This window comes from Streptomyces sp. NPDC052064, from assembly GCF_055585925.1.
On sequence record NZ_JBVJJE010000022.1, the window covers coordinates 15,754 to 29,002 of the forward strand.

General features: G+C 72.7%; 10 protein-coding genes and 3 pseudogenes. 10 read left to right on the forward strand and 3 right to left on the reverse strand.

Annotation, left to right across the window (positions count from 1 at the left end):
- Positions 1–19 precede the first annotated feature (19 nt).
- Positions 20–97 (reverse strand): annotated as a pseudogene (locus ACZ6TU_RS38285) (PIN domain nuclease); the annotation flags it as partial.
- 371 nt (positions 98–468) lie between these two features.
- Between ACZ6TU_RS38285 and ACZ6TU_RS38290 the strand changes: the two are divergent.
- Complete coding sequence (locus tag ACZ6TU_RS38290; protein ID WP_467682090.1) at positions 469–1,728, forward strand: MFS transporter; 1,260 nt, start codon at positions 469–471, stop codon at positions 1,726–1,728.
- A 239-nt stretch (positions 1,729–1,967) separates the two neighbouring features.
- Here the strand turns inward: ACZ6TU_RS38290 and ACZ6TU_RS38295 are convergent, their stop codons facing one another.
- Positions 1,968–2,789, reverse strand: a complete 822-nt coding sequence (locus ACZ6TU_RS38295) for an alpha/beta fold hydrolase (RefSeq protein ID WP_469553419.1) — start codon at positions 2,787–2,789, stop codon at positions 1,968–1,970.
- A 75-nt stretch (positions 2,790–2,864) separates the two neighbouring features.
- Between ACZ6TU_RS38295 and ACZ6TU_RS38300 the strand changes: the two genes are divergently transcribed.
- The 9 genes and pseudogenes from ACZ6TU_RS38300 to ACZ6TU_RS38340 form a co-directional block, all read left to right on the forward strand.
- Positions 2,865–3,671, forward strand: coding sequence for a PaaX family transcriptional regulator (locus ACZ6TU_RS38300; protein ID WP_467682089.1), 807 nt, complete (start codon positions 2,865–2,867; stop codon positions 3,669–3,671).
- A gap of 118 nt (positions 3,672–3,789) precedes the next feature.
- Complete coding sequence (locus ACZ6TU_RS38305; protein WP_467682087.1) at positions 3,790–4,863, forward strand: cupin domain-containing protein; 1,074 nt, start codon at positions 3,790–3,792, stop codon at positions 4,861–4,863.
- Complete coding sequence (locus tag ACZ6TU_RS38310) at positions 4,860–5,699, forward strand: fumarylacetoacetate hydrolase family protein (RefSeq protein ID WP_467682085.1); 840 nt, start codon at positions 4,860–4,862, stop codon at positions 5,697–5,699. Before ACZ6TU_RS38305 ends, ACZ6TU_RS38310 begins: the two co-directional genes overlap by 4 nt.
- Positions 5,700–5,701: 2 nt before the next feature.
- Positions 5,702–7,312, forward strand: a complete 1,611-nt coding sequence (locus ACZ6TU_RS38315) for an FAD-dependent monooxygenase (RefSeq protein ID WP_467682083.1) — start codon at positions 5,702–5,704, stop codon at positions 7,310–7,312.
- A gap of 20 nt (positions 7,313–7,332) precedes the next feature.
- Positions 7,333–9,633, forward strand: a complete 2,301-nt coding sequence (locus ACZ6TU_RS38320) for an acetate--CoA ligase family protein (protein WP_469553415.1) — start codon at positions 7,333–7,335, stop codon at positions 9,631–9,633.
- Positions 9,633–11,369: a (2,3-dihydroxybenzoyl)adenylate synthase gene (locus tag ACZ6TU_RS38325; RefSeq protein ID WP_467682079.1), complete on the forward strand. Its 1,737-nt coding sequence runs from the start codon at positions 9,633–9,635 to the stop codon at positions 11,367–11,369. Before ACZ6TU_RS38320 ends, ACZ6TU_RS38325 begins: the two co-directional genes overlap by 1 nt.
- Positions 11,366–12,091, forward strand: a complete 726-nt coding sequence (locus tag ACZ6TU_RS38330) for a maleylpyruvate isomerase family mycothiol-dependent enzyme (protein WP_467682077.1) — start codon at positions 11,366–11,368, stop codon at positions 12,089–12,091. Before ACZ6TU_RS38325 ends, ACZ6TU_RS38330 begins: the two co-directional genes overlap by 4 nt.
- A 171-nt stretch (positions 12,092–12,262) precedes the next feature.
- Positions 12,263–12,712 carry a hypothetical protein gene (locus ACZ6TU_RS38335; protein ID WP_467682075.1) on the forward strand — a complete coding sequence of 150 codons (450 nt, stop codon included), beginning with the start codon at positions 12,263–12,265 and terminating at the stop codon, positions 12,710–12,712.
- A 153-nt stretch (positions 12,713–12,865) separates the two neighbouring features.
- Positions 12,866–12,954: pseudogene (locus tag ACZ6TU_RS38340) on the forward strand (DUF2267 domain-containing protein); the annotation flags it as partial.
- A gap of 200 nt (positions 12,955–13,154) precedes the next feature.
- On the opposite strand, the pseudogene ACZ6TU_RS38345 reads toward ACZ6TU_RS38340, so the two are convergent.
- Positions 13,155–13,249 (reverse strand): annotated as a pseudogene (locus tag ACZ6TU_RS38345) (IS5/IS1182 family transposase); the annotation flags it as partial.

The following is a 13,249-nucleotide window of genomic DNA, read 5'->3' on the forward strand; positions in this document are numbered from 1 at the left end:
CTCAGCCAACGTGACAGCACCATCCGAACTGCTCGGCGTCGCCGCGCAGCAGGCGGGCGAGGGCGCTGGTGTCGATCAGGTATTGCGCGGCGTTCACCGGCGGTGGTTCGTCGGCGGTGGGCGAGGTGGCCTTCTGGGCCGGCCGGGCGTGGTCGTCGACCACCTGGAAGACGATCGGCTTCAAGATCAAGCGGTGTTGATTCTCGTGCACGTGTTGAACGTAGTCGAAAATGCGTGTTCACCTGCACTGACTGTCCTGTGATAGGCGCGATGTCACCGCCCGACCAGCAACCAATAAGTGACAGATTATTGACGTCCGTTTTTCATTTGACACATACTCCCCTGACTCGCCAGTGGCGTGGCATACAGGAACCGCACAGGGTGGTGGTGGCAATGAAGCCGGAAGACGTCCGTCCCGGAAGGCGCAGAAGTCGCAGTGAACTCACAGTCCTCGGGCTGTGTTTCGCGGTGATCTTGTTCGACGGTTACGACCTCATCGTCTACGGGGCCGTGGTGCCGGCCCTGCTGCAGTACAAGGCGTGGGGCGTGACCCCCACCGAAGCCGGGATGATCGGCAGCTACGCGCTGATCGGGATGCTGATCGGGGCGCTGGTCGCGGGGGCGGTGACCGATCTCGTCGGCCGGCGGAAGGTGCTGCTGGTCAGCGTGACCTGGTTCTCGCTGACCATGGTGGGCTGCGCGCTGGCCCCGAGCGCCGAGATCTTCGGCCTGTTCCGTCTGCTCGGCGGGCTCGGCCTCGGCGGTGTGATGCCCACCGCGATCGCCCTGACCGCCGAGTACTCGGCCGCGCACCGGAGGAGTCTCAACAACGCGCTGATGTTCTCCGGCTACCCGGTCGGCGGGATCCTGTCCGCCGTGCTGGCCCTGTGGCTGCTGCCGGAGTTCGGCTTCCGGATCATGTTCTGGATCGGCGCGCTCCCGCTCGTGACCGTCGTGCCCCTGCTGTGGCGGTACCTGCCCGAGTCCGTGAGCTACCTCGCCGCCAAGGGACGTACGGAGGAAGCGGCGCGGGAGGCCGCCCGATCGGGTGTGCCGGTGCCGGATGTGTCACGGACATCCGCCGGGCCGGAGGCGAAGAGCGGAGTCGCCGGCCTGTTCACCCGGCGCCACCTCGTGCCGGCGGTGCTGTTCGCGGTGACCAGCTTCTTCGGGCTGCTGCTCGTCTACGGACTCAATACCTGGCTCCCGCAGATCATGAAGGCGGCAGGCTATCCGCTGTCCAGCTCCCTGCTGTTCCTGGTGATGATGAACGTGGGTGCCGCCGCCGGTTCCATCCTGGTGGCACCGATCGGCGACCGGCTCGGCATGAAGCCGGTGACCGTCGTCACCTTCGTCTCGGCCGCCCTCTCCATCTACCTGCTGAGCTCGCCCACGGCCGCCTGGGTGATGTACACGCTGGTGGCGGTCGCCGGGTTCGGCACCATCGGCACCCAGATCATGGTCAACGCGTACGTGGCCCAGCACTTCCCGCCCGAGGTCAGGGCGACCGCGCTGGGCTGGACGCTGGGCATCGGGCGACTCGGCGCGGTGATCGGGCCGACCTTCGGCGGCTTCCTGCTCGCCTCCGACCTGGCCACGGAGTGGAACTTCTACGCCTTCGCCATCCCGGCGGCCGCCGGGGCGCTCATGGTCTTCCTCCTCCCGAAGAACGGCCGGGAAGCATCCGCCCCGTCCTCGTCCGACGCCGTGGCGGTACGGCCCGCCTGAAAGGAGGCCTGGCCGCGGAGCCCTGCGCGGCTTCGGGTGACCGAGACCGCTGACCCGAACCGCCCCGGCTGCGACGGACGCAGCCGGGGCGGTTCTGAGTGGCGGGCGGGGGGCGGCAGACCCCGAAGGGGCGCGGGGCCGCGACGATATACGGCTCCGCCGCGTGGGCTCGACCAGCCACGACGGTGCCGCAGCCGCTGGACGGCATAGCGCGGCACCCCCAGCGGAGCGCTTGGCGCTTACGCCTTGAGCAGCGCGGCCGTCAGCTCGTCGGGGCGGGTGAACTGGGCCTCGTGGGTGCCGTCGTGCTCGACGACGGGAGTGCCGGGACCGAGGCGCTGCGGGAAGTGGGGGGGGCCAGCCGTGCTCGCCCGGCGGCAGGGCGAGGTCCTGGGTGCCCACCACGTAGGAGGCGGGGACGACGAGCGCGGCCGGGTCGACGGGGGTGACGGTCTCGGTGAAGTAGCGCAGGGGCTGCGGTACCAGCAGACCGTGGACGAGGCGCTGGGCGCTCTCCTCGCCGTTCTGCATAAGGCGGCCGTGAACACCTCGTAGGTGAAGACGATGCTGTCGTTGCCGGAAGCGGCGGCGAGCTGCCGGAACATGTCCGCGTAGTGCGGCGGGACCTCGTCCATCAGGGACCGCCCCTCGGCCGGGACGAACGCGCTCCCGTAGACGAGTTTGCGCAGGCGCGGCGCGAGGCGGGGGGGCGCCGCGGTGAGCGGGTAGCCGCCCCAGCTGTGCCCGACGAGAGTGACGTCCCGCAGGTCGTGCCGCTCGACGAGGTCGACCACGAAGTCGCCGACGTCCGCCAGGCCGTACTTCTGGGGGTCGTCGCCGTCGGCGAGGCCGGGCAGGTCCGGGGCGAGGACGCGGTGACCGGCGCGCGCAGCCGCTCGGCGACCAGACGCCAGGTCCAGCCGCTGTGGCAGGCGCCGGAGATGAGGACGTAGGTCTCTGCCATGCCGTCTCCTTCGACGGAGGGAGCCCGGCTTGAACGGAAGGGGCCCGGGCTCCAGAAGGGTGCCGTCCGGAAGACGGCCGTCGCATGGGTGAAATATCGATCGGCTGTGAGACGATCGTCAAGTGGTTGACGCACATAGGGGCGGGGTCCGACGGGCCCCAGGGAGGTGCTTGTGAAGCCGCGGTCACTGGTCTTCGACCTGTTCGGCGACTATCTGCGCTACCGGGGCGGCGAGGTCCGGCTGCGCGGCCTGGTCGCGCTGATGGACTGCTTCGACGTGCCCGAGAGCACGGTGCGGGTGGTCGCCGCCCGGATGCGCAAGGAGGGCTGGCTGGACGCCCGCCGTGAGGGTCGGGAGACCGTCTACGCCCTCACCGACGCCTCCTGGCGGCTGCTCGACGAGGGCCGGGAGCGGATCTTCGGGCGCGCCCCCGGGCCGTGGGACGGGCAGTGGCACATGGTCATCTACTCGGTGCCCGAGGCCGACCGGGCCCTGCGCGAGCAACTCCGCAAGAGGCTGTCCTGGCTGGGCTTCGGTCTGCTGTCCGCGTCGGTCTGGATCAGCCCGCACGACCGCGTCGCCGAGGTCAGGGAGAGCTTCGCGGACCAGCCCTCGGTGCGGATCGACGCGCTGCACGCCCGCTCCGAGGGTGCCGCGGCCGACCGGGACATGGCTGCCCGGTCCTGGGACCTGGCCGCCCTGGACAAGGAGTACGGCGAACTCCTCGACCGCTACCGGCCCCGCCTCGCCCGCTACCGCGCGGGTGAGCCGCGCGGCCGGGACGCGCTGGCCGAGCGCATGCGCCTGGTGCACGACTACCGTCTGCTGCCCTTCCGGGACCCCGACCTGCCGCCCGAGCTGCTGCCCGAGGGCTGGGCCGGACGCCACGCCCACGACGTGTTCCTTGAGGGCCACGGCCTGCTGCGGGCTCAGGCGGAGGGCTGGGTCGACGAAGTGATCGCGGGCGCCGAGGGCTGACGAGGCAGTTCAAAGGGGTGGGTGGGGCGCCCTGGGAAAAAAGCATTTCATAATCTAGACGACCGTCGACATGATGTCGTACGTTGGATTCAGGCCATCCCGAAGGAGTGAGTCCAACGTGACGATCACCGACGAACGCGCCGCGCTGGAGAGGCTGTACGCCGACTTCGAGGCCGCGCACCTGACACCGCTGTGGACCCAGCGTGAGGGTCTGATGACCCAAGTGCCGCAACCGGACGCCGTACCCGCCCTGTGGCGCTGGTCGGTGCTGCACCCGCTCGCCGAGCGCAGCGGCACCCTCGTCCCGGTCGGCCGGGGCGGCGAGCGCCGCGCCATCGCGCTGGCCAACCCGGGCCTGCCCGGCACCGCGTACGCCACCCCCACCCTGTGGGCCGCGATCCAGTACCTCGGCCCCGGCGAGGAGGCGCCCGCGCACCGGCACACGCAGACCGCATTCCGCTTCGTCGTCGAGGGCGAGGGCGTGTGGACGAACGTGGAGGGCGACCCGGTGGCCATGCGCCGGGGCGACCTGCTGCTCACCCCCGGCATGCACTTCCACGAGCACCACAACACCACCGACCAGCCGATGGCCTGGATCGACGGCCTGGACATCCCGCTCGTGCGCCAGCTGGACGCCGGCTTCTTCGAGTTCGGCCCCGACAGGCTCGCCACCCGCGCGACCCCCACCGCCTCCCGCAACGAACGTCTGTGGGGCCACCCGGGCCTGCGCCCGGTCGGTGCCCCCGCCACCCCGTCCTCGCCGCTGATGGCCTACCGGTGGGAGCACACCGACGCCGCGCTCACCGCCCAGCTGGAGCTGGAGGACGAGGGCTTCCCCGGCGTCCTGGAGCCCGGTCACGCGGTCGTACGGTTCACCGACCCGGCCACCGCCCGGGACGCCCTGTCCAGCATCCGCACCGAGATGCACCGGCTGCGCGCCGGCGCCCGTACCGCGACCACCCGTGTGGTCGGCTCCGCCGTCTGGCAGGTCTTCGACGGCACCGGCACCGTCCAGGTCGGCGACGAGCGGTACGAGGTCAGCAAGGGCGACCTGTTCGCCGTCCCGTCTTGGGCCCCGCTGACCATCACCGCGGACACCGGCACCGGCCTGGACGCCTTCCGTTTCTCCGACGACCCCGTCTACGAGGCCATCGGGCTGGCCCGCACGCACCGAGAGGAGCCTTCCGCATGAGGCTCGCCACCATCCGTACGACGGAGGGCACCCGTGCCGTCCGTATCGACGACGACACGGCCGTCGAGCTCGGGCACGCCGACCTGGGCGCGCTGCTGTCCCGCTCCGACTGGCGGCGGGAGGCCGCGGCCGCCGACGGCCCACGCCACGACCTCGCCGGCCTGGACTACGCGCCGCCGGTGCCGTCCCCCGAGAAGATCGTGTGCGTCGGCCTCAACTACCGCAACCACATCCTGGAGATGGGTCGCGAGCTGCCCGAACACCCCACGCTCTTCGCGAAGTTCGCCCGCGCCCAGGTCGGCGCGTACGACCCGGTGGTGCTTCCCGCCGGATCGGTGGCGGTCGACTGGGAGGCCGAACTGGGCGTGGTCATCGGAGCCGAGGTCCGGCACGCGACCCCCTCCGAGGCCCGAGCCGCGATCGCCGGGTACACGGTCGTCAACGACGTCACCGGCCGCGACTTCCAGTACCGCACCCCGCAGTGGCTGCAGGGCAAGACTTTCGAGGCCAGCACCCCGGTCGGCCCGTGGCTGGTGACCGCCGAGCCGGTCGACGCCCCCCTGTCGGCCGAGCTGAGCTGCACGGTCGACGGCGAGCTGATGCAGAAGGCCGACACCGGCGACCTGGTCTTCGACCCGGCGGCCCTGGTGGCGTACATCTCGACCATCGTCACCCTCGTCCCCGGCGACCTGATCGCCACCGGCACCCCCGGCGGCGTCGGTCACGCCCGCAAGCCCCCGCGCTATCTCACCGAGGGCAGCGAGCTGGTGACCCGTGTCGAGGGCATCGGCGAATGCCGCAACACCCTGCTTCGCGACCCCCGGGTGAGGGGCTGACCATGCGTATCGCTGTCGTCGGCGGCGGCCCCGGAGGGCTGTTCTTCGCCGCGCTCGTCCGGCAGGCCGACCCGTCGGCCGAGGTGACGGTCTTCGAACGCAACCGGGCCGACGACGCGTTCGGCTTCGGTGTCGTCTTCTCCGACCGCACGCTCGCCGGCATCCACGAGGCCGACCCCGTGCTCCGTGAGGCGCTGGACGCGCACGGCCGGCACTGGGACGAGATCGAGGTCCGGCTGAAGGGCGAACGGATCCGCTGCGGCGGCAACGGCATGGCCGCGATCGTGCGCCGTACGCTGCTCGGCCTGCTCCAGGAGCGGGCCCGCGCCGTGGGCGCGGACCTGCGGTTCCAGACCGAGGTGGACCTGGACGACCTGGACGGGTACGACCTCGTGATCGCCGCCGACGGCACCGGCTCCCGACTCCGCACCGCGCTGGAGGACCGGCTGCAGCCCTCCGTGGAGACGGCGACGGCCAAGTTCATCTGGTTCGGCACGGACTACATGTTCGACGGCCTGACCTTCGTCCACGAGCGCGGCCCGCACGGCGTCTTCGCCGTGCACGGCTACCCCATCGGCGACCGCCTGAGCACCTTCATCGTCGAGACCGACGAGACGGCGTGGCGGGCCGCCGGACTGGACGCCTTCGACGTCACCCGGCCGCCGGGCCCGAGCGACCTGGCCACCAAGGCGTACCTGGAGGAGCTGTTCGCCGACCAGATCGACGGCCACCGGCTCCTGGTCAACAACTCCCGCTGGGGCAACTTCCGCACCCGCCGCACCCGCCACTGGTACGTCACCGAGCCGCGCCCGGTCGCGCTGCTCGGCGACGCCGCGCACACCGCGCACTTCTCGGTGGGCTCCGGCACCAAGATGGCCATGGAGGACGCGATCGCCCTCGCCGCCGCGCTCACCAAGCACGCCGACGACCTCCCGGCCGCCCTCGCCGCGTACGAAGCCGCCGCCCGCCCCTCGGTCGAGGCGATCCAGAACGCGGCCCGGCCGAGTCTGGGCTGGTGGGAGCACTTCGGCGAGTACCACGACGCCTTCGAGCCGTGGCAGTTCGCGTACCACTTCCTCTCCCGCAGCATCACCGACGCCCGCCTGGCCCGCCGGGCACCGGACTTCGTGCGGGCGAGCCACGACCAGTGGCGGGCACGGCACGGAGCCGAGCCGTTGGACACCCCCTTCGACCTCGGCGCCCTGCGACTGCCCAGCCGGGTCATGCTGGTCGAGCCCGGCGCCACGGCGGCGGTGGGCGGCACCGGGGACCCGCTGCCCCTGCACACGTCCGCGCCGTCCGCGCCGGACACCGAGCAGGAGCCCTGGGGCGCCCTGATCACGGCACCGGAGGACGAGCCCGGCCTGGCCGCCGCGCACAAACGCCTCGCGGATCTCGCGGCGGCGGGCCCGCTCCTCGTCGCCGTCCGCGGCGGCACGGCCCACACCCGGTCCCTGCTCACCGAACGGGCCCGCCTGCACCACGCTCTCCCCGCCCTCCTGCTCGACGACCAGCTGGACCGCGACCGCGCCCTCACGGCCGTCCTGTCAGGCCGGGCTGACCTGGTCGGCGCCTCCGCCGACACGGTTTCGTCCTGGGAGGTGACCCAGTGACGGGCACGGAAGAAGGACCTATGGAACCGCAGGCGGGGCGGGCCACGACCACGACCACGACCACGACCACGACCACGGCCGTGGCACCTGGCGCGGACGCCGCCGGGGCGCGTGCCGGGACCGGGCAGGACGCGCCCACCAAAGCCGCCGGCAGGCTCGACGCGCTGTTCGCGCCGCGCGGCATCGTCGTGATCGGTGCCTCTCGCGATCCCGCGAAGCTGGGCGCGGCGCTGGCCCGGTCGGTGGCCGCCTTCCCCGGGCACGTGGCGCTGGTCAACACGCGTGACCCCGACCCGGCCTCCGGTGTCTACGCCTCGGTCGCCGAGGCCGCCGAGCACGGTCCGGTGGACCTCGCGCTGATCTGCGTCCCGGCCCCGGTGTGCGCCGCTGCGCTCGCCGAGGCCGCCGAGGCCGGGGCGCGGGCCGCCGTGATCTACGGCGGCGGCTTCGCCGAGGCCGGGCCCGACGGCCAGCGGTACCAGCGCGAGCTGGCCGACGTGGTCGCCCTCACCGGCGTACGGCTGCTGGGGCCGAACACCTCCGGATTCCTGACGCCCGGCCGGGAGCTCACCGCGAGCTTCGTGCCCGGCGCGGCCGACGTACCGGCCGGCCGGATCGCCGTCGTCGCGGCCAGCGGCGGAGTCAACCACGCGCTGGCGTTCCTGCTCGCCGAAGCCGGGCACGGCGTGAGCGTCGCCGTGGGGCTGGGCAACGGCGTGGACCTCACCGCCGAGGACGTCCTCGACCACCTCGCGGACGACCCGCACACCACCGCCGTCGCCCTGCACATCGAGTCGGTCGCCGACGGCCGTCGCCTGACGGACGCGGTCGCCCGCCTCACCCGCACCCGCCCGGTCGTCGCCCTGGTCGTCGGCCGCCACGACATCGGCGCCTTCGCCGCCTCCCACACCGGCGCCCTCGCCACCTCCTGGCGCACCACGCGCGCAGCCCTCGCCCAGGCCGGCGCCGTCCTGGTGGACGACGAACGCGAACTCATCGACGCGGCCTGCGCCCTGTCCCTGCGGCGGCTGCCCGCGAGCGCCGACCCGGGGGTGGGTGTGGTGACCGCGCAGGCCGGACCGGGGCTGCTGCTCCTGGACGAGCTGCGCGGGCGGGGCGCCGCCGTGCCCGAGCTGGCGAAGGACACGCGGGACGCCCTGTCCGCCGTACTTCCCCCGCTGACATACCAGGCCAACCCGGTGGACACCGGCCGTCCCGGCCCCGGTTTCCCGGCCGTCCTCGACGCGGTCTCCGCCGACCCGGCGGTGCACCTGGTCGCCGGATACGCGCTGCACGAGCCTGGCGCCTTCGACCTGGTGGCCGCGGTGGACGCGGCCGGGGGCGGAGTGCCGTTGCTGCTCGGAGTTGGCGGAGCGGGCGAGGACGTACGGCGAGTGCGCAGCGCCCTGCTCGAACGGGGCGTTCCGGTGGCCGCCGACCCGCACGGGCTCGCCGCCATGACCGGCGCGCTGCTGGCCGACGCCCGCGCGAGGAGCCGTACGGCAGCCGACGCGGCCCCCGTGTCCCGACCGGCTGTGGAAACGGGGCCGGGCCCGTGGGACGAGGACCAGGCCAAGGCACTGCTCGGACGGATCGGCGTGGCGACCATGCCCCGCCGGGCCTGCACGGACCGCGCGGCGGCTCATCGGGCGCTGGCCGAGCTGCCCGGACCGGTGGCGGTCAAGCTGCTGGACGCCGCTGTGCTGCACAAGACCGAGATCGGCGGGGTCCGGCTCGGCGTGCGCACACCGGACGAGCTGGACACCGCCCTCGACGCGATCGAGGAGGCCGCCGCCCGCGCCACCGGGGCGGCTCCCGGACACGTCACCGGGGCGGCCACTGCCCGCGCCACCGGGGCGGCTCCCGGAGGCGCCCCCGGGCAAGTCTCCGAAGACGCCCCCGGCGCCGCTCGGTTCCTGGTCGAGTCGATGGCCCCGGCCGGTGTCGACCTCGTGGTCGGCGCCCGCCGTGACCCGGTGTTTGGCCCCGTCGTCCTGGTCGGCCTGGGCGGCACCACTGCCGAGGCGCTCGCCGACGTGGCTCTGCGGCTCGCCCCGCTGAGCCCCGGCGCCGCCGCCGGAATGCACGCCGAGCTGGCGGGACGCGCCCTTCTCGACGGCTGGCGGGGCGGCCCCGTACTGGACCCCGCCGCACTCGGCGAGGTGGCGGCGGCCCTCGGCGACCTGCTCGCCGCCCGCCCCGAACTCGCCGAGATCGAAATAAATCCGCTGCGGCTCACCGCACAGGGCCTCGTGGCGCTGGATGCTGTGTGTATCGCCGTATCGCCGCTGGAATCAGCGGCACCCGGAGGTGGTGACTGATGGCCGCACCCATCAGCGAGGGCACGGTGCCCTGGCCACAGGCCGAAGCCGACCGTTACACGGCCGTCGGCTACTGGTCCGGCCGCCCGCTCGGTGACCTGCTGCGCGAGACCGCCGACCGCACACCCGAGGCGACCGCGCTGGTCGACGGCCCGGTACGCCTGACCTACGCCGAGCTCGCCGACCGAGCCGACGCTCTGGCCGTACGACTGCTCGACCTGGGTCTCACGCCCGGCGAACGGATCCTGGTCCAGCTCGCCAACGGTTGGGAGTTCACGGTCCTGACCTGGGCCTGCCTGCGCGCGGGCATCGTCCCGGTGATGGCCCTGCCCGCCCACCGCCGTGTCGAACTGGCCTACCTGTCCGCCCACTCCGAGGCCGCCGCCATCGCCGTCCCCGACCGGCTGCGCGACTTCGACCACCAGGCACTCGCGCACGAGCTCGGCAAGGAGGCCGGGGGAGCGTGGCACGTCCTGGTCGCCGGGGACGAGGTGGACGCCGGAAGCGTGGACCTGCGGGCGCTGTGCGCTCCGGCCGGGGACCAGGCGGCGAACCGGGCGAACCGGGCCCGCCTGGACGCGGCCGCCCCCGGCAGCCGCGACGTCGCGGTGTTCCTGCTGTCCGGCGGCACCACCGGTCTGCCCAAGCTGATCGCCCGCACCCACGACGACTACGCCTACAACGCCCGCGCCAGTGCCGAGGTCAGCGCGGTCGACGCCGACACCGTCTACCTGGTGAGCCTTCCCGCCGGCCACAACTTCCCTCTGGCCTGCCCCGGCATCCTCGGCACCCTGCTGGCAGGCGGCAAGGTCGTCATGCTGCCCTCCCCGGAGCCGGTCCGCGCCTTCGCGACCGTCGCCGAGGAAGGGGTGACCCACACCGCGGTCGTCCCGGCGGTCGCGGGCCGCTGGCTGGAACACGCCGAGCGGCACGGGGCAGAGCCGCTGGCGTCGTTGCGTGTCCTCCAGGTCGGCGGCTCCCGCCTGGCCGACGAACTGGCCCGCCGGATACGTCCGCAGCTGGGCGCCACCCTCCAACAGGTGTTCGGCATGGCGGAGGGCCTGCTGAACTACACCCGCCTCGACGACCCCGAGGACGTCATCTGCACCACCCAGGGCCGCCCGATGTGCCCGGACGACGAGGTGCGCCTCGTCGACCCGCTCGACCAGGACGTCCCCGACGGCGAGCCGGGCTCCCTCCTCACCCGCGGCCCCTACACCCCGCGCGGCTACTATCGCGCCCCCGAGCACAACCAGCGGGCCTTCACCGCCGACGGCTGGTACCGCAGCGGCGACATTTGTCGTCGTACGGCCGAGGGCAACCTGGTCGTCGAGGGCCGGGACAAGGACATGATCAACCGGGGCGGTGAGAAGGTCTCCGCGGAGGAGGTGGAGAACCTCGTCTACGAGCTGACCGGCGTCAGCCAGGTCGCGGCCGTGGCGATGCCCGACCCCGTCCTCGGCGAACGCGTCTGCCTCTACGTCGTCCCCAGACCCGGCCACGAGGCCCCGTCCCTGGAGACGATCCGGGCCGCCATGGAGCAGATGGGCGTCGCCCGTTTCAAACTCCCCGAACACCTGGTGGTCGTGGAGGAGTTGACGGCCACCAAGGTTGGCAAGATCGACAAGAAGGCACTACGAGCCGACATCGCGACCCGCCTGGGAAGCACTGCGGGCAGCGCTACCGGCAGTCCTGCCGAGAGCCCTGCCGAAAGGCCTTCCGGAGGCACGTCATGACCGCACCCGACATGACCGCACACGACCGGCACGACCTGGCCGCGACTCTGCCCTGGATGCGTCAGGGCACGGCCGTGCTGCTGGCAGCGGCCGGCCGTCTGACCGACGACGAGCTGCGAGCCCCCAGCACCCTGCCCGACTGGACCAGGGCCCACGTCCTCGGCCACGTCGCCCGCAACGCGGAGGCCCTCACCCGCCTCGCGACCTGGGCCGGGACCGGCGTCCCGACTCCGATGTACGCCGACCGGGAGCAGCGCGCGAGGGAGATCGAGTCGTCGTCGGCGCTCCCGCCCACGCATCTGCGCCAGGAGCTGAAGTCCACGGCCGCGGCACTGGACGAGAACCTGTCCGCCCTGGACGAGGCGGCCTGGCAGGCCCGGGTGCGCAGCGCCCTCGGCCGCGACATACCGGCGGCCGAGATCCCCTGGATGCGCGTACGGGAGGTGTGGCTGCACGCGGTCGACCTCGCGGCGGGTACGACCTTCGCCGACCTGCCCGCCGACCTCGTCGACACCTTGCTCGACGACGTCACCGGCACCCTCTCCACCCGCCCCGGCTGCCCGCCGGTCCGCCTCGCGCCGACCGACCGCGAGACCACCTGGCACCTCGGCCCCACGACGGCAGGGGCCTTGACTGTGGCCAAGGCCCCTGCCGTGGAGATCCTGGCCTGGGTGACCGGCAGGGCAACCCGCCCCCAGCCGCCGCTGCCGCCCTGGCTGTGACGACCCTCCCGCTCTGACGCAGGGCCCCTCGGCAGTCAAGTACCCGCGCCCACAGAGGCTTGTGCACTGCCCCCACGAAGCACGTGCAGGGACGGTATCGCCCTCCCCCGGGATCTTCCCGTGTGACACTGCTCGCCGGTCCCTTGCGAGCGGAACGGTCGTTGAGTAGTCATGGAGTTGTCGGCGCAGGCCGGGCCCGGGGTGGAGAAGGCAGCCGAGCAGACGGCCGAGAGCGCGTGCCATCTCGCGGACCTCGCAGGCCCGACGGGCTGGAGCACGGTGGCCGCTAAGGACGTCCTCGACGCGATCGACACCCTCACCGAGACCCTTGGCTGCGCCGACGAGGAACTCGCGCAGGCACTCGCCGCGGTGACGGCCGCTACCGCCCAGGCGCGCCGACGCCTGGGCATCGCTGTGAACGACCCGCCGCCCGGGCGAGACGGAGCGGCGGCGGTGCCCGTAGCCTGGGCGGCCCGGGGCGCAGGCCGCCCAGGCGTCGCGGGCTCGGTCCGGGCTTCAGGGGTATCCCTACGGACTGTTGAAGGTGCTCGTCAGGCGCGCGTGTTGATGTACCGCACGCCCGGGCCCCACTTCTCCATGGCCGGCGCCATGCACCACTGACACAGAGGATTCTCTGGGCGAAGCCGTGTGGCGCGAGGCGGTGAGGAAGGTGTCCGTGCAGCTCAGCGCCGATACCGCTGACCGTATCGGATGCAACAAGTGTGGTGCCATCACCGAATCGAGCGATTGGCTCGCGAGACCCGGTTTCACGACCCCGACCTGATCACCCGCATCCTCCACCAGCTTCCCACCGGCTACGTCCTGCTGTTCGGCCGCGCCGAACACTCACACCCGCCGCGTAGCCGGCGACGTGCGGGCGGACGCGACTGCCGCGACGCTGTCCGCCGCGTCACTATCGACCTGACGCGGTGGAAACGGCGGGCGGCCCTCCAGCGGGCCAAGGAGATCGCCGTCACCCCCGTCCGGCGGTTCCTCTAGCAGGAAACCAGGAGAGCGTCGTGCTGTAGCCGTCCAAGGAGCGGCGCGGTTGACCTAAGAGGTTCTAACAAAGGCGTTGGACGTGGCGGTGGGTGATGAGGCAGGTGGCGAGGCCGAGGAAGGCTTCGTGGATGTCGTCGCGTCTCTCCCAGCGGATCC